24 protein-coding genes and 2 riboswitches are annotated in these 24,022 nt (G+C 38.5%); of the genes, 17 read left to right on the forward strand and 7 right to left on the reverse strand.

The genetic code is table 11. The features are described from left to right. The first annotated feature begins 143 nt into the window (after positions 1 to 143). Positions 144 to 1,838: a hypothetical protein gene (locus H9648_RS19635; RefSeq protein ID WP_191755404.1), complete on the forward strand. Its 1,695-nt coding sequence runs from the start codon at positions 144 to 146 to the stop codon at positions 1,836 to 1,838. A gap of 190 nt (positions 1,839 to 2,028) precedes the next feature. Continuing rightward, positions 2,029 to 2,466 (forward strand): hypothetical protein, encoded by a 438-nt coding sequence (locus tag H9648_RS19640; RefSeq protein ID WP_191755405.1) that lies wholly within the window; start codon positions 2,029 to 2,031, stop codon positions 2,464 to 2,466. Between the two features lie 120 nt (positions 2,467 to 2,586). Here the strand turns inward: H9648_RS19640 and H9648_RS19645 are convergent, their stop codons facing one another. The 3 genes from H9648_RS19645 to H9648_RS19655 are packed head-to-tail and all read right to left on the reverse strand — an operon-like array spanning position 2,587 to position 4,864. After that, positions 2,587 to 3,090 (reverse strand): hypothetical protein, encoded by a 504-nt coding sequence (locus H9648_RS19645; protein WP_191755406.1) that lies wholly within the window; start codon positions 3,088 to 3,090, stop codon positions 2,587 to 2,589. A 12-nt stretch (positions 3,091 to 3,102) separates the two neighbouring features. Then, a complete protein-coding gene (locus tag H9648_RS19650) occupies positions 3,103 to 3,693 on the reverse strand; it encodes a replication-relaxation family protein (RefSeq protein WP_191755407.1) in 591 nt (196 codons plus the stop codon). Beyond that, positions 3,629 to 4,864, reverse strand: coding sequence for an FtsK/SpoIIIE domain-containing protein (locus tag H9648_RS19655; protein ID WP_191755408.1), 1,236 nt, complete (start codon positions 4,862 to 4,864; stop codon positions 3,629 to 3,631). Before H9648_RS19655 ends, H9648_RS19650 begins: the two co-directional genes overlap by 65 nt. A 231-nt stretch (positions 4,865 to 5,095) precedes the next feature. On the opposite strand from H9648_RS19655, the gene H9648_RS19660 reads away from it, so the two are divergent. Genes H9648_RS19660 through H9648_RS19670 form a run of 3 tightly spaced genes read left to right on the forward strand, consistent with a single transcriptional unit; the run spans position 5,096 to position 5,659 of the window. Continuing rightward, positions 5,096 to 5,305 carry a helix-turn-helix transcriptional regulator gene (locus H9648_RS19660; RefSeq protein WP_225219018.1) on the forward strand — a complete coding sequence of 70 codons (210 nt, stop codon included), beginning with the start codon at positions 5,096 to 5,098 and terminating at the stop codon, positions 5,303 to 5,305. Beyond that, positions 5,278 to 5,499 carry a hypothetical protein gene (locus H9648_RS19665; protein WP_191755409.1) on the forward strand — a complete coding sequence of 74 codons (222 nt, stop codon included), beginning with the start codon at positions 5,278 to 5,280 and terminating at the stop codon, positions 5,497 to 5,499. The genes H9648_RS19660 and H9648_RS19665 overlap by 28 nt, the downstream gene beginning before the upstream one ends. 22 nt (positions 5,500 to 5,521) lie before the next feature. Then, the gene (locus tag H9648_RS19670) at positions 5,522 to 5,659 is read left to right on the forward strand and encodes a hypothetical protein (protein WP_191755410.1); all 138 of its coding nucleotides are present in this window, start codon (positions 5,522 to 5,524) and stop codon (positions 5,657 to 5,659) included. A 2-nt stretch (positions 5,660 to 5,661) separates the two neighbouring features. Here the strand turns inward: H9648_RS19670 and H9648_RS19675 are convergent, their stop codons facing one another. Beyond that, positions 5,662 to 6,030, reverse strand: a complete 369-nt coding sequence (locus H9648_RS19675; protein WP_191755411.1) for a hypothetical protein — start codon at positions 6,028 to 6,030, stop codon at positions 5,662 to 5,664. Between the two features lie 161 nt (positions 6,031 to 6,191). On the opposite strand from H9648_RS19675, the gene H9648_RS19680 reads away from it, so the two are divergent. The 3 genes from H9648_RS19680 (at position 6,192) to H9648_RS19690 (ending at position 7,757) form a co-directional block, all read left to right on the forward strand. After that, the gene (locus H9648_RS19680) at positions 6,192 to 6,404 is read left to right on the forward strand and encodes a helix-turn-helix domain-containing protein (protein ID WP_191755412.1); all 213 of its coding nucleotides are present in this window, start codon (positions 6,192 to 6,194) and stop codon (positions 6,402 to 6,404) included. Positions 6,405 to 6,548: 144 nt separating this feature from the next. Then, positions 6,549 to 6,986, forward strand: coding sequence for a hypothetical protein (locus H9648_RS19685; RefSeq protein WP_191755413.1), 438 nt, complete (start codon positions 6,549 to 6,551; stop codon positions 6,984 to 6,986). 21 nt (positions 6,987 to 7,007) lie between these two features. Beyond that, positions 7,008 to 7,757: a Panacea domain-containing protein gene (locus H9648_RS19690; RefSeq protein WP_191755414.1), complete on the forward strand. Its 750-nt coding sequence runs from the start codon at positions 7,008 to 7,010 to the stop codon at positions 7,755 to 7,757. 486 nt (positions 7,758 to 8,243) lie between these two features. Here the strand turns inward: H9648_RS19690 and H9648_RS19695 are convergent, their stop codons facing one another. From H9648_RS19695 to H9648_RS19705, 3 genes are all read right to left on the reverse strand, one after another. Then, a complete protein-coding gene (locus H9648_RS19695) occupies positions 8,244 to 9,416 on the reverse strand; it encodes a type I restriction endonuclease (RefSeq protein WP_191755415.1) in 1,173 nt (390 codons plus the stop codon). 252 nt (positions 9,417 to 9,668) lie between these two features. After that, positions 9,669 to 10,850, reverse strand: coding sequence for a DUF4317 domain-containing protein (locus tag H9648_RS19700; RefSeq protein ID WP_191755416.1), 1,182 nt, complete (start codon positions 10,848 to 10,850; stop codon positions 9,669 to 9,671). Positions 10,851 to 11,401: 551 nt separating this feature from the next. Beyond that, entirely contained in the window at positions 11,402 to 11,926 is a 525-nt protein-coding gene (locus tag H9648_RS19705) for an ECF transporter S component (protein ID WP_191755417.1), read from the reverse strand. 303 nt (positions 11,927 to 12,229) lie between these two features. Here H9648_RS19705 and H9648_RS19710 point away from each other — a divergent pair, with 303 nt between their 5' ends. The 9 genes from H9648_RS19710 to H9648_RS19750 all read left to right on the forward strand — a co-directional run bounded on the left by H9648_RS19710 (position 12,230) and on the right by H9648_RS19750 (position 23,992). Beyond that, positions 12,230 to 12,940 (forward strand): hypothetical protein, encoded by a 711-nt coding sequence (locus H9648_RS19710; RefSeq protein WP_191755418.1) that lies wholly within the window; start codon positions 12,230 to 12,232, stop codon positions 12,938 to 12,940. Positions 12,941 to 13,318: 378 nt separating this feature from the next. Beyond that, the gene (locus H9648_RS19715; RefSeq protein WP_191755419.1) at positions 13,319 to 14,170 is read left to right on the forward strand and encodes a manganese catalase; all 852 of its coding nucleotides are present in this window, start codon (positions 13,319 to 13,321) and stop codon (positions 14,168 to 14,170) included. Between the two features lie 173 nt (positions 14,171 to 14,343). Next, positions 14,344 to 15,318, forward strand: coding sequence for an AAA family ATPase (locus tag H9648_RS19720; protein WP_191755420.1), 975 nt, complete (start codon positions 14,344 to 14,346; stop codon positions 15,316 to 15,318). Continuing rightward, a complete protein-coding gene (locus H9648_RS19725; RefSeq protein WP_191755421.1) occupies positions 15,318 to 16,589 on the forward strand; it encodes a DUF58 domain-containing protein in 1,272 nt (423 codons plus the stop codon). Before H9648_RS19720 ends, H9648_RS19725 begins: the two co-directional genes overlap by 1 nt. Then, positions 16,576 to 18,774, forward strand: coding sequence for a transglutaminase domain-containing protein (locus H9648_RS19730; protein WP_191755422.1), 2,199 nt, complete (start codon positions 16,576 to 16,578; stop codon positions 18,772 to 18,774). The genes H9648_RS19725 and H9648_RS19730 overlap by 14 nt, the downstream gene beginning before the upstream one ends. Positions 18,775 to 18,814: 40 nt before the next feature. After that, positions 18,815 to 18,916: riboswitch (purine riboswitch) on the forward strand. Between the two features lie 163 nt (positions 18,917 to 19,079). After that, positions 19,080 to 20,609, forward strand: coding sequence for a glutamine-hydrolyzing GMP synthase (gene guaA, locus H9648_RS19735; RefSeq protein WP_191755434.1), 1,530 nt, complete (start codon positions 19,080 to 19,082; stop codon positions 20,607 to 20,609). Between the two features lie 102 nt (positions 20,610 to 20,711). Continuing rightward, a riboswitch (purine riboswitch) is annotated at positions 20,712 to 20,813 on the forward strand. Positions 20,814 to 21,136: 323 nt separating this feature from the next. Beyond that, a complete protein-coding gene (locus H9648_RS19740) occupies positions 21,137 to 22,435 on the forward strand; it encodes an NCS2 family permease (RefSeq protein WP_191755423.1) in 1,299 nt (432 codons plus the stop codon). A gap of 163 nt (positions 22,436 to 22,598) precedes the next feature. Further along, a complete protein-coding gene (locus H9648_RS19745; RefSeq protein WP_191755424.1) occupies positions 22,599 to 23,351 on the forward strand; it encodes a prepilin peptidase in 753 nt (250 codons plus the stop codon). A gap of 437 nt (positions 23,352 to 23,788) precedes the next feature. Further along, positions 23,789 to 23,992: a hypothetical protein gene (locus H9648_RS19750; protein WP_191755425.1), complete on the forward strand. Its 204-nt coding sequence runs from the start codon at positions 23,789 to 23,791 to the stop codon at positions 23,990 to 23,992. The last annotated feature ends 30 nt before the right edge of the window (positions 23,993 to 24,022 follow it).

Below are 24,022 nucleotides of genomic sequence, written 5' to 3' on the forward strand. Positions count from 1 at the left end.
TGGTATAGTCTAGCCCCGTAAAAAATATCGGGAAACCGAGGGTATAAGCGGCATTCAATCTAGATAAGCTTGGTGATCTAGTAAAAGAGTTTAACATTCGTGTTAAAGATGGATCTAAGACAACCTCTGATGCTTTTTCAGGCATGAGCAAAGAAACTCAAAAGCTTTGGAAAGAATTCAGAGAAGGAAAAGCAACAGGTGAGGAAGTCTTTAACGCAGTCATTAAAGAATTATCCAATACAGAAGATAAAGTTAAGGCAAACCAAACTGCAGTTGGGATTTTTGGAACCCAGTGGGAAGATTTAGAAGCTGAAGTTGTAGCTGCTTTAGACACCAGTATAAACAAGCTAGGTGAGTTTGAAGGAGCAACAGAAAAAGCTGGCGAAGCTCTTTCAGATACTAAAACGAAGTTGATCAAAGAAAAAACTAGAGAAATTACTGCCTCGTTTGAAGAAGCAATCAACTCATTTTTATATTTTGCTTTGGTTACTGGGGAAAAACAGCCTGAGATCGCTGAAACCTTTAACTTATTTGGAGCTAATATTTCAAGTAAAACCAAAGAAGCGATTGGTTCATTTTTAGAGTTAAGTAGTGAAGCAACAAATCAAATGAGTCTCTTGAAATCTAGCGTAGTTCCTCTTTCTCAAGAGACAGCAAATGAAGTAGCAGGAATTTATGAAACAATGGCTACTCAAGTTAGAGATGCTATTGCCGCTAGACAGGAAGAAACATTGACTAGTATGTCAAACTTCTTTGCAACAACTAGTGCTCTTTCCGATGAAGAAGAAGCAAACGCTCTTGCTAAAATGACTTCGAATTATGAAACTCGTTCCCAGGTTATTACCGATGGTGAGAAGAGAGCGATAGAAATAATTACTACAGCGGTAAATGAAAAAAGATCTATTACCGAGGAGGAAGGTATAGAGTTAAACGCGATTAGAGCTCAGATGCAGTCTCAAGCAATTGACATTATGTCAGCAAGCGAAGCAGAGCAGAAATCTATTCTAGAACGGTTGAAGGTTGAATCAAGCAACATCACCGCTCAACAAGCAGCTAGTGTTGTTCAAAATAGCCTTAAGCAGAAGAATGAATCAGTTAAAGCTGCTGAAGAACAATACAATCAAACAGTTCAAGAGATCATTCGTCAGAGAGATGAGACTGGTAGTATCACTGCTGAACAAGCAACAAAACTAATTGGTGAGGCTAAACGACAAAAGGAAAAGTCGGTTGCTGAAGCTCAAATTATGCACAGAGACGTTGTAAAAGAAGCTAAGGCACAAGCTAAAGAGCACGTTAATGAAATAGATTGGTCGACAGGTAAAATGCTTACTGGATATGATCAATTTAAACGTGATGTAAAAAAGGTGTGGGATGGAATTTATAAAGATATTAAAAAAGTTATCAATGACATCTTAAAGTTTATCGATGGGATTGAATTCAAACTTCCTAAATTTGAACTTCCAGAAATGCCTCATTTTAGTTTGAAAACCGCTTCAAAAACTGTAATGGGTAAGAAAATATCTTATCCATCAGGTTTTGATGTAGATTGGTACGATAAAGGTGGAGTATTTTCAGGACCGACAATAATTGGTGTTGGTGAAAAACGGCCTGAATTTGTTGGAGCCCTTGACGATCTTAGAGCGATAGTGAGAGATGAAATGAGTAATGTGTTGAAAGTTACAGATCCGTCAATGGTCCAAGCGAGTTCCATTAAAATAGAACCTGCACCAGTTCATATAGACGGATATCAAGTTGCGGAGGTTATTTTCCCGCATGTGAATACTAAAATGGGAGATAAACTTTCTTCAGAGATGGTTTTCAGGGGTTTAAAACGTTAAGTTAGATCTTAATAGAAAAATTAAGTTGATATTATTATGTTTTTGCATCCTAAAAATAGGGTGCTTTTTCTTATGAAGGAAATTGTTTCCTTTTATCGAATTTAGTCGGTGGAGATGAAATGCGTACCAAAGGCCTTTTGAAAAGAAGTTTGTCTCCTATCGAGAAATCTATAAGGGAGGAGGGGATGATATGACCAAAACATTAAAAGAAAAATTTGAAATTATTGATATTGTATTATCTAATGCGAGTAATTATTTTCTTGTTGAACCTGTGCATCAAACATCAGTAATTAAAAAATTTAATATTAAGGTTTTAAAGGATAACACTAGTGCCATTGCAGACCTAAATGGTAAAGTAACAGATTTAATACGAAATAAAGAATTTGGCGAGATTGACCATAAGAAGCTAGAACAATATAGCAAACAGTTAACGTTTTTAACGGAAGAATTTGAAAAGAAAGCTGAAGTCATTTGTTACTTACAACAAGACTCTATAAAGATTGAAATTTCGATGAACGATGAGACAGTCTTATTTGAATTTCAGGAGCAGGATTATCTAGATCCTCTAATGGATTATTTAGAAAAGACCTTGGGTCAAAAATTATTGTCAACTCAAGTAGAAAAATAGGTTATTTGTCTATTAGCGTGCAATTAACAATGATTTATAGTTATCTATAAAACTACAATGATGCATTCAATAGCAAAAGAACCTCCAATAAAATGGGGGTTCTTTTTTCTGTGTTTTCTTTTACACCATATTTCCCATTGTCTTTAAAATTCCAGAGAACACAGGGAATAGTTGGATTAGAATGTAGACAATTGCAACTTTGCCCACTCCTTCCCATACCTGCCCTTGATCCTGGAAGAAGCCCATGAATAACTTGAATAAAATTAATACAGATGCTACAGGGAACGAGATGCCGATAATTAAATCTATCAATGGATCGAATAGGTGAGCCATACTTGATAGTAACTTTTCTCCTACAACGTCACCAACGTTTACAGGAACAGCTTGAATATTTGCTGATGCTACATAATCCATACACTTTAGAGATGTTTGTGCAGACCCATCTAATACTGTCTCTGGGGAAGCAGCAAAAGCTTTTGGTGCTAGTGCAAATAATGGAATAGATGAAGTTAATGCGATAGACACTTTATTTGCTTTTCTACGCTCTTTTTTATCATTCCCTTTCCGATTGTATTCACCGCTCATAAACTCACTAAATTTGATGGTTTCTGTTCGTTTAAACACTCGAATCACTCCTTATATAATATCGTTCAAGGTATAAACTCTTCCTGACAATCCTTCACATAGCTTCATCAGCTTATGTCTGCGACTTTCTAACTCAGTAATCCAGACTAAACTAAAGTTAGCACCAGTTAATTCTTTGATCTTTCTGTACTTCTCAATTTTGGCTTTGTTCACCAACATAGGTTGCGATATATCCACTTCTACAAAACAGCGCATCCCATTATAGAATTCTTTATACTCTGCATCACATATTACGGAGATCTTGTCGGCCGTCAATTTAATTTCGTTTTCCCATGTAGAAGGATATTTTTTATAGATGTAAAACTGATTTCTCAAAAGATAATGCTGCACGTTTGGAGTTTTCTTTCTGATCTTGGTACATTGAACACGATCACGTCCTGCTTTGTTAAGGTAGTAAATTTTCTCTAACCCAAAACGGAAGGAGGAAACATACTCACTTAAACCATTTAGGACCCTGTTAGCATTGCGAGGACTCTTTAAATTGTGCATGATCTGAATTTGATACCTATTAAGGTAATCAAGCTTTTTCAGTGACAAGAGTATGTTTTCGGTCCTCTGTTGATGGAGTGCGTGGTAGTTCATGTTTCTCCTCCTCGAACGGTTTAATTCTTTCTTTAATCTGTTCATTACTCATGAAAGGTGTTTGCAGGATGATTTGTTTCACATTCTTATAAATACCTCTGCCCGGTATCTCAGGAAGGCTTTCTGCTCCAGCTCCATCTAATACCACTGTGGAAGCAGTTGAGCTATCTACCACATAACAGAGCCTTGCAGGAATATTCCTTTTGATTTGCATTGGTATAGCTTCGGCAGTTGGGTACTGTGTCGCATAGATAACGTAATATCCAGCACCTCTTCCTTTTCTAACAATGTCAGTTAATAAACGTAATGATTCTTTTGATTCGCTTAGATCAGCAGCTTCATCCACTATGATGAAATGTCGTTTTGTTAACCCTGCTTCAATCACATCTTCAAAACCACCTTCTACAATCTTTCTATAATCATCATCCATCCTTTCTTTAACCTTCTGGATTATCTCAAGTGCTTCAGTGTTATCCGTTCCGAACTCTGTCACCTGCTTAGCTTTTTTGAACCGAGCAAATGCTGGGCCTCCTTTTAAATCAATCAGCGAAAATGTCACATCATCTGGTTTGTTCATGATTAAAGAGGTAATCATCATTTTCATGGCTACCGATTTCCCAAAACCTGTGGCACCAGCTACGATTAAATGTTTACGATTATCAAAGTCATGGTAAATCATCTTTCCTTGCTGCGTTTTACCAACAGGGACTTTCCAGCCACCTTTAAGAAGACCATCGCTCCATTCCTCTTTACCTAAGTCATTTTCATAAACACGAATCTTTAACATGCCGTCAAAGTCTAACTCCACCTGTTTATTGGCTTTCACTCCTTTAAGCTGCTTAATCTGTTTCAAAATGTCCTTATTGAATTTTACTTTTGTAATATCAAAGGCAATCTTCTTTGTGTTTAATCCATCGGCCAAAACATCCGTATCAACCTTTTTACGGTCAAATCCTAGCGGCAGCTGATAAACATACTCCATCCCATTTTCGATTTTTCTTCTTCTTCTCAATCGAATTGTTTTTGTTTCACCATCTTCTTTTTTAGTCCATCCAGCGTTGGCAAAAATTCTTTGAATTTTATCTGCATCATTCGTTACTCCATTTGTTTTTAAATAACCATATCCGGCCACTCCACCGAGAAGTAAACTTGAAGCGATACTAAAGATCATCAGGCCACTCTCCTTTCATATATTCAGAGAATATAGTTTGCTTTGTTTGGATTGTTCCGAGACAAGACATAAAGCTGATTTGATAGGGTTTGGAATATTCCTTTCTAAGTTCTTTGACGGTATTTAATAAAGCATATTCCTTAGTATGCTTGTCAGTTGTTTGTCCAAAAAAATAAAACTATAAAGGACAAATAGTTTTTTTGAAGAAGATATTTAACGGGTGATATTATTATGGAGATCAAATCGAAGTTAAAAGAAATTATGGACAGTACAGGAATGAAGCAAAGATTCTTAGCTAATAAGGTAGGGATCAGCGAGGGAACATTGAGTTTTATAGTGAGAGGAAAGACTATACCGACACTTCCAGTTGCTTTAAAGATTGCTGCAGCATTAGAAAGAAGGATTGAAGATATATGGGAGATCAAACACGATACGGAATAATGTTTACTGTAAAAAGTCCTACTAGCCCTCATAGGAAAGTAACTGTAATGGATTTTAAAATGGGAAGACTAATTACTTTTACTTTGGATGAAATTGAAGGAGAGGAGATGGAAGAGGATCTAAAAGAATACATGAAAGGTCAACTAATGAAGGTTAACACTGGTTACTGGGATTATACAGGTCAACATAAGTAAAGTTTTAGGAGGATGGATGAATATGAGCGTGAAAATTATCCTCAACGAAGAGCAAACAAAACTACTTTATGAAATGCTGTTACCCGAACTGATTCGTATTGAAAGAGAAAAGCAAGCAGCAGCAGCCGAAAAAGAAAAAAGCCCCGATAAGCGGGACTAAAGTTAACTAATCTGGTTTATAGAAGAGAGTTCAGATGTAATGTCTGCATTCTCTTTTTGTTTTGCAGCCATATATCCAGCTTCAAACGCTCTCTCCTCTAATAAAGAAGCATGCTCCATAAAGTCAATTGAGTATTGATCTATGCTGCTAATTAAAGTGTCAGGTGCTAAGGAAAGGATTTTCTCGAGTTGATCAATTAACTTTACTTCGTTGTGCAATATATATTCTGGAGTATCATTTGTATGGAACATTCTTAATTGAGCCTCATATTCATTTTTCACACCGATAACCGTAAGACCATTTTTTAGATGTGCTACCATTCCAGGTCTAATTTGATCTGTATAAACAAAACCATCTTGTCTAATTAACATTTTAAAAACCTCCTAGAGAGAATGTTTTGTTACTTCTTGAGTTAATAATATTACTTCAGGAGTAATATGTCAAGCGTATAATTACTTTAAACTAGATTTTATTTACGCTTATAAGTTATATTAACCATAATAGGAGTAATTATTTATTGGAGGAGATTTCAATGGAACTTAAAATTAGAGTATCTGATTGGTTAGGAAAAAAGAAAATGACACAAAAGGAGTTATCAGATCTCACTGGCATAAGACCCGCCACAGTATCAGCTTTATATCACGAAAAGATCAAGCGGATTGAAATTGATCATATTGTAAAGTTATGTGAGGCTTTTGAATGTCAGCCAGGTGACTTATTTCAATATGAGAAAAGGGAAAATTAAATGAAATAAAAAGGCCGCCTATCATTAGGTGGCCTTTTAGATTTTAGTTCATGATTCAGATTGTAAATTTTTCTATATTTTCCCTTCTACTTTGCTATAATGGATTTCGTGTTGTTCTAGTTTGTTTAGGGAAAGAGGTCTAAAATGATTGAACAATCTCATTCTAAACTTTATGAGGAAAAAATAATAAATCAGTACTCGGATCTAATTGAATTAATGTATAGTTCACATATTCTTTTTACTGGAAAGTGGCTCTCTCGTCAATCTGGTGTAATTCACTTTAATTTAAAGAAGACAGAAGTTAGAACGATAATAAGTTCCATTGATGAGGGTACTTACTCGATACAAAAAGATTTTTATGATTATATGATTAACTATAAAGGTGAACTTATTCGTTTATATGTCGATATCATAAATGAGATAAAGCAAAAGTATGATGTTATTATCACGGGTAGAATAAAGAACGAAGATTCTATTTTTAATAAGTTGGAAAAGAAGAGTAATGAATTAAACGGCCTAGACTCCCATGAGATTTATAAAAAGGATTATACATCCTGGCCTGAAATTTATAATAGAGGCTAATATAATGAAGGGGTGGTAGACATGAGTGAACATTTTATCATTCTCTACAGTGATTACAAAAGTGGAAGAAGAATAGCCTTTCATAAAAGCGATTCCCACATTGACGGTATATTCGAAGTTCTTCAATTAATGGATTTATTGAAAATTAGATTCAATCATTTATCATTTGGTTTTCATCATTTACAAACAAATGATCATTCATGGGAATCGGTTGTAAAATATGATAAATTCTTTTTTGATGTAACGCCTATATCGGATTTCAAGCAATTTAAAGATTTTATAAGTGGGGATTTAAAAGTCTCGGCTTTAGATGTTGCTAATTTAATGACTGCCAGCCTAAAGTGTACACACTTAAAATTGCAAAAACTAATATACTTATTTTATTGCAACTTTATAAAAAAATATGGCTATAGACCTTTTGAAGAAGAATTTACTGCTTGGCAATATGGTCCTGTTATTAAAGAAGTGTATGATAAGTACAAAAGCTATGGAAAAGAAGAAATTTTCTTTGAAGATGATTCAGAAACAATTTATAAAGAAAAATCATTTAAACTCTCTGTTTTTTCAAAATTCATGAAAACTCCTTACCATCAAAAAGTTGTGGAAGTGCTAAATGAGACTGTGTTGGAATATGGTCACTTTAATGCTTATACGCTCGTGGATATCACACATGTCAAAGCTGGACCATGGGATCTTGTTTTTAGAGATGGATTGGGCAGAGATGATGTTATACCACACGAGTTGATTGAGGAGTATTGCACTAAACATTAAATGCCCACCGTATTAATAGATGGGCATTTTTATTGGATTAAAGATATTAGGTATTTATCCTAGCTTGTCCGCGGATTTGTCCGCAGATTTGTCCGCAGAATTTCTCTAAACAGTTTAGGACTATGATTTATAATCCTTTAAAACCCTTTGTTTTAAGGGGTTTTTTAATACTATTTAATTCGATTTTAAGCTCAAATGAATGGGCGGCATGATGTAATTTTGCCACTCTTACGCTCGATAAACTGTTTCTCGGATAGAGTGAGAACAGTCATGTAGTTAATTAATTTCTAAAGAATAGACTACTTCCTAAATACAAGGAGGTAGTCTTTATTATATTGAGGAGAATTGCATATGAATAAAAACAAAGATTTGTATAAAGGCTTTTGAAATACGACAAATGAAATGGTATCTACCTTCTCTTCAACAAAAGAAAAAACACTCTATTCAGAGTGCTTTGAAGGGTAAGAAATTAAAGACCTAATACATTTAAGTAGTAATTTTACTCTCTTCACTTACTTCATCGTAGCAAGCTATTATTAAACTTTTCATCTGCAGCAAATCTTCAACAGAGTTAATGTATATTCTTGATTTTCCCATGCCTTTTGGCGATTCTTCAACTCTAAACCCTGGGCATAACTGATCCACAGCTTGTGTATCAAGCCTTGTAATTATGTTTTTATTCTCAGTATCTGAATATAAGCGGATAAACCATTTAGTAATTACTCTATTCATAATGTTGAAATAGCTAGAATTGTCTTTGTATTTTACATTTTCAACAACTCTACCACTAACCTCTAGTGTTTCTTTAATAATTGAAAAAGCTCTAAGCTCTTCTTCAGTGGTTAATATACTTGGCTTAGTAATTTCATCATTATCTTCTTCTAGTTTATCCCCTTCTTTAACCATAGTTTGATCCGACACTAAAATATCTTCTTTAGGTTGGTTGGCTTGAACATTTGTGAAAGACAAACCTTCTCCAATTATCTCTAATAAAGTATGATTAATAGCCTTTTTTATAATAGGCCGAAATTTCTCTAACACTATAGAGGTGACTCTCTGATTATTTAGATCTTTTATAAGGAATCTTACAAAATCATCAGAAGGATTCTTAAACAGCTCTTTGAGAGTAGAATGGATGTTGTTCGTGTAAACTAGCTCTTGGGAAAATTTTATATTTTCATCAATATCAAATTCATCCTTGGTAAAATGTTCAATGACTTCAATATCAAGATTCGTTAGAGATTCTATATTAAATTCATAAAAAGGGTCGTCATCCATGATGTTATCTCTTTTTAAATCTGTAAAAAGCTTATATTCTGTACCATTTGTTAGGATTGAAAATCTCACTTCTGGAGTTGCATTGAAATACCTATAAATTTGCGAGCTGTGTTTATGTAACTTTTCATTAACGGATTTAGCTTCAACAAAAATTATTGGTTTTCTATCTTTCTTAATAGCATAGTCTACTTTTTCCCCTTTTTTTATGCCGAAATCTGAGACATACTCAGGTTCAACTTCAAGTGGGTTGAAAACATCAAATCCTAATTTTTGAATGAACGGAATTATTAATGCTTGTTTTGTAGACTCTTCGTTAATAATATGTGATTTTCTTTCTATTAACTGTAGAGATAATTTTTCTAATTCCTGTTTAAAATCCATAAAAAAGTTCCTCCTTGTATATTATTGATTCTTTCTAATATTTTCTTCTAAAGATTGGATTTCCCTTTAAAGAAATGATTATAACTGTAGTTAAGTTGAAATTCAGTTTATTTTTCTGTGGAGGACTGGGTAAATTAACGTTTAATATAGGGGGTGGTAATAGTTTAAAGTCTGTATTTAGAAAGGTTTGCAGATAGAAAAAAGCTTCTCATAAACAATTTGTGAGAAGCTCTTTTCTATCTGATATTTAGTTTATTTTCCCACCTTCTCCCCAAAAGTCTCCGGAATCATCGTAAAGCCTTCAATCACCGTATCTTCTTCCACTTCAATCATGAGGTAACGTTTACCGCTAAGCTGTACTTGCTTCACATACCTTAAATCTTGGGGACTGATTGAAATCTTAGCTACCTTTGTGTCAATCTTAATAGACTTCGAGTTGTATTTTGGGACAACACTGCTTGCCTTAATCTCATACTTGTCATCATCAATGACTTTTTGGAAAGCGGATTCTACCTTTTCCACACTGATATCTTCCACGCCGCTCGCTTTCAAAACCCGTTCAACGTCCTTTGAATCTAAACGTGGATGTTCTTCCTCTTCGTTCTCTTCAATCATTCGGTTGATCTCTTCATACACATTAGAGAGAGTAGACGTGTTCAATTGATCTTGTGTTACGTCTTTAATAATTTCTTCAAACACAATCTTATCGTCTTTTGCTGTCATGATTTCTTCGCCATTTAAAACGTCCACGATGAATTCGTAATCGGGCTCATGAACTTTACCTGCTGAATACAGGATGTGGTTCACATCTGCTGCATTATCACTGAAACAAGGGAAGAGGAATCCTCCAATCGGCGCGTTCAGGTTAATAACAGGATCGACAACGAAATTGTACTTGAACTCTTTTTCCACATAATCAAAGAGCAGTTCTTTCTTCGGTTCTTGTGTATTGTTTATGCTGCACAAAATAAAGGGGAAGGAGTAAACGGCATCACGTTCACTAATCTCAGCTTCATCATTTTTGCGCTTCGTCGGCTTATAGTATTCTCCCTTAATAAAGGTGATCACGATATCCTTTTCGTACTGACGGTTTAGTAGCATTTTTCCTACCATTTGAAGCATGCGTTCTTTCCAGTCTTCTGTATCGCTGGCAAGTAGGCCCTGATGCAGGATAAGCTGGCTATTGTTTTCAGCATTTCTATTAAACTTTAATTCAAATAACTTTTCATCGAGATTTCCACCAAGCAATTTTTTAAAGTTATTAAAAAAGAGCTCTTGTTGTTCAGGATCTAGCATCTCAAAAGGCTGACTAACGTGATGATAGATCTCGCTGGATTCTTTCGTAATATACACATTAAAGATGCTGGAGATCTTCAGTAGGTCGTTCTCTTTTTTGAACTGTTTTCGTATTTGAGCGATATCTTTTTTGTTCATGCTTGTATACACTCCTAAGTTGTTGCAATTTTAAGTCGACAGTTTCTATATGTCTAACAGGGAAGTATTCTTTATTTTAACATTCATATGGAGTGAAGTGTGATGGTGAATATGGAACTTAAACTTAAAAAAGCAGACACCAAGAGGGCGTCTGCAGTCTAAGGAAATATATATTTTAATTATTGATTATGTGCACAAATACAAATACGATTGGTATTAATAGTAGAGTAATAATGAATGTATATGTGTTAATTTTTTTACCCATAGTTTCTCTTACTTTTCCAAAAATTAAAAGAATTGCACAAACGAACATGCAGCCAACTAAGAAATATGATAGTGGATCTTGGTCAAGAATATAATTACCGTTTGGTAGCTTTGTTGCTGAACTTGAAAATAGTAACAGACTTAAAATAACAACTCCAAACATCGGACCTCAGAAAAACCAATCAATTTGCTTTTTCTTCATTCTTACTCCTTATAAAAAGTATTTTGTATTAATAACTCAAAAAAACCACATATCGTAAGCCAATACGATACATGGTTCTTTTGAATTACAGTATTCTTTTCTTAATACGTGCTACGAGTGGAACCACGACAAGTCCGGCAAATCCAACTTGTAGAACGTTTCCTGGAATGGATCCAAATGGTACAATCCAGTTGCTATAAAGCACAACTTCAGCAAAATAATAGCCTACCACTTTAATCAGCATAGCTACGATAACAGCTAAGGAATAGACGAGCACACGTTTACCTGGTACTTTTTCAGATATAGCGCCCGCTACATAACCCATTGCACCAACGATGATAAATGTGAAAGGAGCCCATATTGTCCAACCAGATAGAAGGTCAAACAAACCCATCCCGAAAGCACCTGCAATAGCACCAGTTCTTCTACCGAAAACAAAAGCTGCTACGAATAGAGGAATGTTTCCTAAGTGGATTAGACCACCGTTTCCTGCGATCGGAAGCTTAATGTTTATGAACATCGTTGCAACAAGAGTCAGGGCGACGAATAGTGCGCTGATGACTAACATTCTTGTTTTAGTCGATTGTATCGATGAATAAGTAGTATTCATAACATAACCTCTCTCATAAAAAATAAATGATAAAATGATTGCACTCATTCATTATATATGTCCTTATTCTATTAGAAAACAGCTATTTTCTGGGTGGGGTGAAGAAATAGAAAAATAATCTAGTAAAATGAACGAGTTTCTAAATCGGAAAGAAGGGGAGATCGACACATTTGCCGAAATCTATTTAGTAGAGCATAGACGTATCGATACAGTTCATTGCGAATGCCTATAGTAGAGGAATTAAACGATATGTATCGCATGGCGATATAAGGAATAGATGAAAAGAAATGAAGGAGGCCCGATATGCGACGTGATATACAACCGAATGAACGAGCTTTCTCCTCCAAGGAAGTTGCAGAAGAAGTAGGAATCGCAACACCTACTGTTCGAAAGTATGGACAAATTTTAGAACGAAACGGATACGAGTTTTTAAAGGATGGAGATCGCCGTATTTTCGTTCAATCTGATATCGAATCGCTCATAGCGCTACGCGATACAGACAAGCCATTAGACGATACAGCCAAAGATCTCGTGATTCAACAAAAAGAGAGACTAAAAGAGACGATCCAAACGGACGTAGCGCTACCCGATACATATGAGAATCTTCCACAAGACCCGAATCAATTACGAGAAGTCTTAATGATGCTAGCGAATGAATTAGCGGCAACACGCGAGATGAATGCGCAGCTAACTAGCGATATGTCAGAGCTAAAAGTAACCGTATCAAGACTTCAACAAGATCATCATGCGATCAGTGCAAACGTAGGAAACGCCGCTCAGAAAACAAACGCTAAAATTGAGAAGCTTACCAATCAACAGAAAGAGCAATACGAAGCATTGCTAGAACAGGAAAAAGAGAAAAGTGAACTTCTGCAGCAGGAAATTCAAAAGTTAAGAGAAGAACAGATCAAGGAATGGCGTCTGCAAAACGATTTCAATAGACGACTAGAAATCGTGGTTCAAAGCAGGCCGAAAAGCAAATGGGAAGCCATTCTTTCTTTATTTAAAAAGTAAATTTGTGTGTATCGGGGGGCGATATGATAGATGATATTGAAACACTTTCATCAAACATATCGTGACCCGATATGCCTTCCTTTTATAACAATCCACTATATAGACATCGCCTATCAATCGTCATATTTCTACAATTTCCCGAGAAATATCTACAAAAATCCCCCTTTAATAATACGTAGAATTAGAATGCGAAATTCAAATTAATCCTTCTATTCTTCAGTATAGACTGTTTCATTCTTACTACATTAACCACAGAATTTAATGAGTGCACATTCAAGCATAGTTCTTTTTACATAAATCCTCCAAAAGCTGTTTTATATTAAATCGATTGGGAAGAAATTAATTGTGTTTCAAAATTCATTTCCCAGGAGGTATCATATGTTTCGCCACCAAAAGGAACTACAGTTTGAAATTAAGGTAGATCGTCCGGATCCACAGCTTGCCAAACAAGTTCAAGAAGTGCTGGGTGGGCAGTTTGGAGAAATGACAGTAATGATGCAATATCTTTTTCAAGGCTTTAACTGTCGTGGAGAAGAAAAATACAAAGATATGCTGATGGATATTGGAACAGAAGAAATTGGGCATGTAGAAATGCTTTGTGCCATGATCAGTCAGTTGCTTGACGGTGCTTCACCAGACGATCAAGCGAAAGCAGCGCAAGATCCTGCGACAGCAGCGATCATGGGTGGAATAAATCCTCAGCATCTGCTCGTAAGTGGACTAGGTGGAATGCCGACGAACTCAAATGGCGTACCTTGGAACGGAGCGTATATAGTAGCGAGCGGCAACTTGCTTGCTGATATGCGTTCAAATCTTCACGCAGAAAGTCAGGGACGTCTGCAAGTAGCGCGTTTGTATCATATGACGAGGGATGAAGGGGTAAGAGCTGCTTTTCGAAAGATGTTAGCTCGTGATCGCTATCATCAATATCAATGGATGGCAGCGATTGAAGAACTAGAGCAGAGTAACGGAGTAGTCGTACCAGCTTCATTCCCGCCAGAAGCTGAACTAGAATCGCAGCCAGAAGCGTATAAGTTTTGGAACCTTTCAGAGGGTCAGGAGTCGAAAGAAGGTTTATGGGCTACCGGAAGTGCTCCAGACGGAACAGGAGACTTTGTTTATGAAGCAGATCCAGTGCCGCTAGGGAACATTCCGAACCCAGAAATTCCGGCTCCATCTCTGCATCATGACTTGGATGGAAAGAAATTTAAGAACTCAGATCAAGAGTGAAATGAATGATAAGGGTGCACTGTTCATGGTGCATCTTTTTTTATTTCCTCCTCTTTATCGAATCTTCTCTTTTTTTGTAAAAAAACAAGGAATATCGTCTGTCTGATGAGAATATTTAAAGGAAACAAAAAATTAAATAATGTAGAGACAGAAATGTTAGAGGGGAGTCTATCATGAACGCTAGAAATGAAAAGACATTTGAATATCATCCTCATCTTAGAGAGGTTATCGCGAACGTAGAAAAAGTTATGGTAGGTAAGAAGAAGGTTACAGAGTTAACGCTTGTTTCGTTATTAGCAGGAGGACATGTTTTGCTTGAAGACGTACCAGGAGTAGGAAAGACGATGATGGTGCGTTCCATCGCTAAATCTCTGGGCCTAACCTTTAACCGCATCCAGTTCACACCTGATCTATTACCGTCTGATATGACGGGAGTATCCATATATAACCAAAAAGATATGAGCTTTGAATTTAGACCGGGTCCTCTTGTTGGAAACATTATTCTCGCTGATGAGATTAACCGTACGTCACCAAAGACACAATCTGCACTTCTTGAATCGATGGAAGAAATGAGCATGACCGTTGATGGGCAGACGCACATATTGCCCGATCCATTCTTAGTTATGGCCACACAAAACCCAATCGAATACGAAGGAACTTATCCGCTTCCAGAAGCACAGCTGGATCGTTTCTTAATGAAGCTGACGATGGGGTATCCGACTCCCGAGGAAGAGTTTAATGTACTGAACGTGATCGGAAACGAACATCCGATACACCTCCTTACACCAGCCATCTCACCAGAAGAAATCTCAGAACTGAAAACAGCCGTGAAGAACATCTATGTATCAGATTCGATCAAGCGATATATCGTCGATCTGATCAATCGTACACGTAATCATAAATCCATTGCGCTAGGCGTTAGTCCGCGTGGATCGCTCGCTTTATTAAAAGCAGCACAGGCTTTTGCATTGCTCATGAACCGTGATTTTGTTATCCCTGATGATGTGAAATACTTAGCACCCTTTGTTCTTGTTCATCGTGTGCTATTAAAACCTGAAGCACGCTTTGAGGGGGTCTCAGCCGAAGAAGTAATCAATGAGCTTTTGGCCCGTGTACCAGCACCTATTCATAAGGAACAGCATGCGTAATGAAAGCATTTCTCCATAAATTTCGGGAGCGGTATAAAACGCCGATCGGGTTTTCAGGGATCATCTTTTTACTGCTTGTTACGTTCTCCTTTGCCATGTTTCAGGGAGGGTTCGTAAGCTGGTTTTTGTTTTACAGCGTACTTCCGCTTGTTCTTTATTCCATTACGATGGCTTTCTATCCGATACAGAGGTTGAAGGTCGAGCGATATATCTCTAAAAACAAACTTATGGCAGGCGAAGAAGTAGAGGTAACGATTGTTATCAAACGAAGAAGCAACTTTCCGCTCTTTTACGTTGTGTTAGAAGACGTGCTGCCAGAGGTACTGCTTCGTGAAACGCGATACGAGGGCAATACGCATCAGATTCAGTCTCGTATCCTGTTGTTTCCGTTGTTCCGAAAGCACCTGGAATATTCGTATACGATCAATCCTGCACCGCGCGGGTTGTTTAAATTTGATCAGATTCAAATCAGTACAGGCGATATCTTTGGCTTTGTGTTGAAAAGCACGAGTGTCTCGGTTCAAGATCAGATCTTTGTGTATCCGCAATATCAAGATATCGAGCGGTGGGAAGCAGGGAAGATGCTTCAATCTGGTATGAAAAAAGTCGGGAAGCGTTCGTTTACTGACTATACATCGACAGTCAGTGTTCGTGATTATGTCGCAGGCGATCGAATGAACTGGCTGCACTGGAAAGCGAGTGCGAGATCGAATAAGCTGCTGACAAAAGTGTTCGAACAGCAGCGGAACGATGATTTTGTGATCGTGCTTGACCATTGTGAGAAGAGCTACGGCACGCAGGATGGGTTGTTTGAACGCGGCGTATCGCTTGCGGCATCCATCGTTCACTATGCGATCTCAAAGGGTGGTTCGATCGGCTATCATCCGTTATCCGGAAAAGAAATCCCTATGAATATAGGGGTTGATCAAGAGTGGCGGATTCTTCACGAACTGGCAAAAGTGAAGTCAGACGTGAAGCTGCCGTTTGAAGAACGGTTGAAGCAGGAATATATGGCAGGCTATATGGAAGGAAAGACGGCGCTTATTATTTCGCCAAATCTTTCAGAATACACGATGAAAACGCTCGAGCTTATCGCATCGAGACAGCAAACGAACGTGATTTTCTTTTACTTAGCGCTTGATTCTAAACTTAAGAGTCAAGAACTCACGTATATCTCTCGAATCAGACAGTTCGGTGTGCCTGTAACACCGATCATTGGTTCTGACTTTAACGAAGCGCTGAAGGCAGGTGGCACGTATGCCTCAATCTAATCAACAACAAGCGTCAACGCTACACGTCTTAGTTCTGTACGGCTTAGGCTTTCTTCTTTTATGGGAGTGGTTAAGACCGCTTAAAGAACTTACGACTACGAACGATATCCAGATTTTTGTGATGTACACGTTCTTTTTGTTTATCGTAACGTATTTTCAGCTTCCACTCTGGATCTCATTTCCGGTGAAATTGGGAGCGATGTTATATGCGCTTCACTCCCTTTACTTTTTTGATGTCTTCTTATCGTTTAAATGGGTTCCATTCTTGATTGAAGATATCAAATATAATCTAGGGCTTTTTTCAGACCAGAACTGGAACGAGATGACGTCTCTTTCCAGGAGTCTGTTGTTCTTTATTTTACTCTGGCTCGTCAGTTATTTGATGCATTATTGGCTCGTCCAGACACGCAGAATCTTCTTGTTCTTCTTTATCACGGTCATCTATATTTCGATACTCGATACATTTACGGTGTATGATGGGAAATTTGCGATCATCCGTACGGTTTTCATCGGACTGATCTTGGTCGGTATCTTACGAATGATGAAGATTATTGAAACGCAAGGCTTCTCACTTTTAAAAGGAAAGTTCCCTGTTCTTTGGGTGGCACCACTTTCTGGTGTTATCGCGTTGTCGTCAGCTCTAGGGTATGTGGCACCTAAAGCATCTCCAATCTGGCCAGATCCTGTTCCGTTTCTTCAGAATATGTCTGGTAAAGGGGAAGAAGAAGGACTAGGAAAAGGAGCTGGGATCGCAAAGATTGGATATGGTGAAAACGACAGCCAGCTTGGTGGACCGTTTGAGTTCGACTATACGCCGATCTTCACCGCTTATGATAACGGCAGGCATTATTGGCGGATAGAAACGAAAGAATTCTACACAGGTAAAGGGTGGGAAAATAAGATTCCGACTCAGGCGATCGCTTTAGAAGCAGATAACCCTTCCGCTGATACGAATTACACGAGAGTCTGGGAAGATGGATTAGAAATGAAAGACCATAAAGCACGTATCGAAGCGGAGAAAAGAAAAGAATATTCTTTTTTAATGATTCCAGGTAAGCTAACCAACATTAAAACAGAATCGGATATCAACTATCAGTTAGATGGTGTGAACGGAAAAATTTCTACCTTTCAAGGTGGAGAAGAAGAGAAGCTTTCTGAATATGAGATGGATTATCAGCTGCCCGTTATAAAAGAGGAGCAGTTAAAAGCTTCAGGTAACCAATATCCAGAGACAATAACAGAAAATTACCTGCAACTGCCTGAAACATTGCCGCAGCGGGTAAGAGATCTTGCACAAGATGTTACGGCGGACCAACCAACGCTCTACGATAAAGTCAAAACGGTCGAAGGCTATTTTGCTAAAAACGCCTATGGCTATAACACGATTGAAGTTGCGGTTCCAAAGGACGATGAAGATTACGTTGATCAGTTCTTGTTTGAAACGAAAATAGGGTATTGCGATAACTTTTCAACGTCGATGGTCGTGATGCTGCGTTCTGTTGGTATACCTGCTCGTTGGGTAAAAGGCTTCACTCCTGGAACCTTTGAGGCACTTGGTGATGATGGTCTTCGTGAATATACCGTTACAAACGCAAACGCCCACTCTTGGGTAGAAGTGTATTTTTCAGGAATCGGATGGGTTCCTTTTGAGCCAACGCGCGGATTTGATAATCCATTCGAGCCAGAGAGTGAAGAAAAGGATTCAACACCAGCTGCACCTGTTCCGACTCAGCCGGACAAGCCTGAAAAAGACGTAACGAAGGACGATAGCACTGCTTCAGGAGAAAAAACAGGTTCAGATTCAATCCTGAATTCTGTTGGAACGCTGGCTGTTATCTTGTTAATCAGCCTTGTCGTGATCGCGGGGCTCGCTTATCTGTTCCGCAGAAAATGGCTTCGTCAGTACACGATCTGGCGCTATAAACACAAAAAGGGCGCTGATAGCTTTGAAGAAGCATTCGAACGTTTGATGTGGCTATTAAAGGTATATGGTATAAAAAGAAGACCTGCTTTTACATTGAGAGAGTATGCTCTGTATGTAGACAGAGAGCTTGATACAAAGGACATGAGGATTCTCGCTAAAGCTTATGAAGGCGTTCAATTCAGTCCGAAAAAGCAGTCAGATCTGTGGAATGATTTTCATAAAGAATTGTGGGAAAATTTAATTAAAAGAATCCGCCCTTGACCGCTATAACAGGCATTGTTAGAATGTCTTTAAGATTATAGTGTCAGATATTATTCTCCTTCGTATATCCTCGATAATAAGGTTCGAGAGTCTCTACCGGGTTGCCGAAAATGACCTGACTATGAAGGCAGGATTCTTTATAGCTACATTTTAAGGAATTCTGCCTTTGTTTTTGTATGTGGAAAACAAGGGTAGAATTCTTTTTGTTTTATAAAGAAAGTGTAAACATAGACAAGCTGACGGATACTATAGCTGATAATAATAGATGGGGTGAGTACATGAGCGTAACGAATGATTTGCACGTAATGAGTGAAATGATCGTTGTGTTAGATTTCGGTGGACAATATAATCAGTTGATTGCACGTCGTATCCGTGACTTAGGAGTATACAGTGAATTACATCCGCACACGACAACGGCGGAAGATATAAAGAAAATGAATCCAAAAGGGATCATCTTCTCTGGTGGACCTAACTCTGTTTATGCAGAAGGAGCTCCAGCTTGTGATCCAGCCATTTTTGATCTGGATATCCCAGTGCTTGGTATCTGCTATGGTATGCAGTTGATGAGCTACCACTTCGGCGGTAAAGTAGAGCGCGCGAGCCACCGTGAGTACGGAAAAGCAGAGATCACAGTAACAAACATGAACAAGCTCTATGAAAATCTTCCAGAACAACAAGTGGTATGGATGAGCCATAGCGACTTAGTTGTTGCTCCGCCAGAAGGTTTTGTAACGGACGCTACAAGTCTTTCTTGTCCTGTAGCGGCAATGAGTGATGTATCTCGTAAACTTTACGGCGTACAATTCCACCCAGAAGTTCGTCATTCAGAGTACGGTATCGAGTTTCTTGATAACTTCGTAAAATCCGTTTGTGAATGTGAAGGTAACTGGACGATGGAAAACTGGATTGAAGACGAAATTCAAAAGATCCGTGACGTTGTTGGCGACAAAAAAGTCATCTGCGCAATGTCAGGTGGCGTTGACTCATCTGTTGTAGCCGTTCTTGTTCATAAAGCGATCGGTGACCAGTTAACATGTATCTTCGTTGATCACGGACTTCTTCGTAAAGATGAAGCTGATCAAGTTATGAAAACGTTCAGCGAAGGCTTCAACATCAACATCATCAAAGTCGATGCGAAAGAACGTTTCTTAAGCAAGCTTGAAGGTGTTTCTGATCCTGAGAAGAAACGTAAGATCATCGGTAACGAATTTATCTACGTATTTGATGAAGAAGCGTCAAACCTACAAGGCATCGAATTCCTTGCTCAAGGTACGCTTTACACAGATATCGTAGAGAGCGGTACAGCTACTGCACAAACGATCAAGTCTCACCATAACGTTGGCGGACTTCCTGAAGACATGCAGTTCAAATTGATCGAGCCTCTTAACACACTATTTAAAGATGAAGTGCGTAAAGTAGGTACAGAGCTTGGTATTCCTGAACCCATCGTTTGGCGTCAGCCGTTCCCAGGCCCTGGTCTAGGAATCCGTGTACTAGGTGCGATTACAGAAGAGAAGTTAGAGATCGTTCGTGAGTCTGATTTCATTCTTCGTGAAGAGATCGCAAAAGCAGGCTTGGAGCGTGAAGTGTGGCAATATTTCACTGTCCTCCCTGACATCCGTAGCGTTGGTGTAATGGGTGACGCTCGTACGTACGACTACACGATCGGTATCCGTGCGGTAACGTCAATCGACGGAATGACTTCTGACTGGGCACGTATCCCTTGGGACGTACTAGAAAAGATCTCTACTCGTATCGTAAACGAAGTGGACCACATCAACCGCGTGGTGTACGATATTACGTCTAAGCCACCAGCAACGATCGAGTGGGAATAGGTTTGCAAGCGAAAACACGAACGATTATAGTAAAATAACATAAAATCATTCGTAAAAACGCTTGACGTACGACAAAGTTCGACCTATACTACAGAAGTAATCAAAAATTAAATGTATTTCCTACGTATAAATTCGGGGATATGGCCCGAAAGTTTCTACCAGACTGCCGTAAATGGTCTGACTACGAAGGATTTTTGAAACATGGCGCACATGCTCTCTTTGCATAGCCCTCGTTTCATTAACTCTTACGTATTCAGATCCAGGGGCTTGTCCCTTGGGTCTTTTTGTTTGAACAAAGCTGCTTTTGGAAGTAGTTGATTTCCGCTCCAGGTGCTTCGCTTTCCGCGGGGCAGGCGGCGATTCGTACGTTTCCCGTATAAGTGTCTCGCCTGCCGGCCTGTCCCACAGGAGTCTCGCACCCTACACTCCAATCAACTAGTCAAAGAAGAACAGGTCAAACAGCTCGAGTCATGAGCGACTTTTAAAGAGAAGCTTTATACGTAGACAGGGTATAGGGGGATATATAGATGGAAAAGTATTTTGGTTTTAAGGAGTTCAACACTTCTTACAAAAAAGAAGCAACAGCAGGATTAACAACGTTCCTTGCGATGGCTTACATTTTATTCGTTAACCCATCCGTATTAGGCGATGCTGGCATGGATAAAGGTGCCGTGTTCACGGCGACTGCACTTGCAGCGGCCCTTGGAACACTATTCATGGGGATCGTAGCGAAGTATCCGATCGCACTTGCTCCAGGTATGGGACTTAACGCATTCTTCGCTTACTCAGTAGTCTTAGTCATGGATATCCCGTGGCAAACAGCTCTTGCTGGCGTATTGATGTCTGGTATTATCTTTATTTTTATTACATTATTTAAAATTCGTGAAACGATTATAAACGCAATCCCGGAAGATTTGAAGTTTGCTGCAGCATCCGGTATCGGGCTGTTCATCGCATTCATCGGACTGAAGAACGCAGGAATCGTCGCACCAAGCAAAGCGACACTTGTTTCTCTTGGTGACTTAACACAAGGTCCAACTTTACTTGCCATCTTTGGTTTCATCATTACGATTTTAATGATGATCCGAAACGTTCGTGGAGGAATCTTCTACGGAATGGTGATCACAGCTGTAGTTGGTATCTTTGCTGGCTTGATCAATAAGCCGGATCAAATCGTAGGAGCGATTCCGAGCCTTGCACCAACATTCGGACAAGCGTTCTCTCACTTTGATCAAATTTTTACAGTAGACATGATGATCGTTGTTCTAACGTTCTTTATCGTTGATTTCTTTGATACGGCAGGAACATTGATGGCAGTTGCTTCCCAAGCGGGAATCATGAAAGACAATAAACTGCCGCGTGCAGGTAAAGCGTTGCTTGCCGATTCATCAGCGATCGCAGTTGGTGCGATCCTTGGAACATCTTCAACAACAGCATACATCGAATCAGCTTCAGGTGTAGCAGCAGGTGGTCGTACAGGGTTCACGTCTGTTGTAACGGGTGGATTGTTCTTACTCGCTCTTTTCTTCTCGCCATTATTGGTAGTCGTAACACCATCTGTTACAGCACCAGCACTTATCATTGTCGGTGTGCTGATGGTATCCGTATTAAGCAAAATCAAGTGGGACCGTTTAGAAATCGCAGTACCAGCATTTTTAACATTGATTGCAATGCCGCTCACATACAGCATCGCAACAGGTATCGCTTTAGGATTTGTTATGTACCCACTAACAATGACAGTAAAAGGACGAGTAAAAGAAGTTCACCCAATCATGTGGGTTCTCTTCATCGTCTTCATCAGCTATTTCGTATTCTTAGTCGAATAGTGAAAAAACATATGCAGGAATGTCCGTTTTCGGGCATTCCTTTTTTGTATGTGCAGGAAAACAAATAAAAAAGATAGCCGATAACTTTAAGGAAGAGAGATGCAAAGAATAAGTTTCTTCATTATAATAGTGTGCAGAAAGAAGATTAAGGGAGAAGTGGGAAATGGAAGCAATGTGGACTCTTTGGTTTTTTGTAGTAGGAGCAGTGTTAGCCTCGTTCGGCGGAGTAATAGGCTATCGTCTGCCAAAGGGAATGAAGGTAATAGGTGTAGAACGTTCACAATGTGACCATTGCGAAAGGCAGCTTAAATGGTACGAGCTGTTTCCCGTCGTTTCATTTGTAGCTGCGGGCGCAATGTGTAAAACATGCAAGAAGCGGATTCCGAATATATACACGATGGTGGAGCTCGCAACTGGAGCACTTTATAGTTTTTCATACATAAAATACGGGTTTTCTATCGAATTGTTGTTAGCCTGTTCACTCGTTTTGTTATGCGCCATCATTACCGTTTCCGATTTGTTGTACTTCATCATCTCGGACAAAGTACTGATCGTATTTTTCGTGTGGTTCCTAGCGTTACAAGTGATCTTTGGACCTAAAGGCTGGGTAGATGCAGCCGTAGGAAGTCTGCTCGGATTTTTATTTTTATTGTTGTTAGCCGTTCTCTCAAAAGGCGGAATCGGCGGTGGAGATATTAAGTTGATGGGCGTATTAGGGCTCGTACTTGGGTTCCAAGGAGCTTATCTGACACTGATGGTCGCATCCATAGTCGGGGTATTAGTCGCAATAGTCGGGTTAGTAACGAAGAAATATAACCGAAAGACCGCGATCCCGTTCGGACCGTACTTAGCGGTCGGTGCGTTAGTGACGTTTTATTATAGTGTGGAGTTGTTGGGGTTGATCTTTAGAGCCTAAATAGTTTTTGAAACGAAAAGAAAATGGAAAGCACCTAACCACATGTTTAGGTGCTTTTATTATTTTGATTCTTTTTACCTAAGTGGACTCAACTAATTTAAATGATTTAAAAGCGCATATCCAAATAATTATAGGTTTAAATTTGCAAAATACGAGGAAAAAACAAGATAACATATGGATATTTTTGTATATTAATCATGATAAAAATCCTATTATAGAAAATCAGGAGGGGTGTCGGAAAAAGTCGATGATTGCGAAAGGTAGTAAAAAGGATGTGTATAACTGTTATGAACCTTTATATATCAAGATTTTTGAGGGTTTGACTCTAATAGAAAATCTGTGATAGTTTTGGCATAGAAAAATATTAGAAGATTTACTTTTGTGGGAAAAAACGAGAAATACATACGTAATTAAGATTATTTTAGTAGGGGATTTGGATGTCAAAAAGTGAAAAGAAATGGCGTCGTTTCTATATGATGATGCACATCTTTATTTATGGTATTTATGTTCCTTACAATCTCTTCATGTGGTTAGGTGGGAATGAGGAATTTCCTTTTGCGATGTTGGGGATTGCTTTAGGTCTGCCTATTATGAAGAAAAATCATATAAACAGCATCCGTGAAAAGGAGCAAAATGTATAGTTAATCTTGCAGTTATTTGTCTGGGAACTT

Source organism: Fictibacillus norfolkensis (assembly GCF_014836645.1).
Lineage (GTDB): Bacteria > Bacillota > Bacilli > Bacillales > Fictibacillaceae > Fictibacillus > Fictibacillus norfolkensis.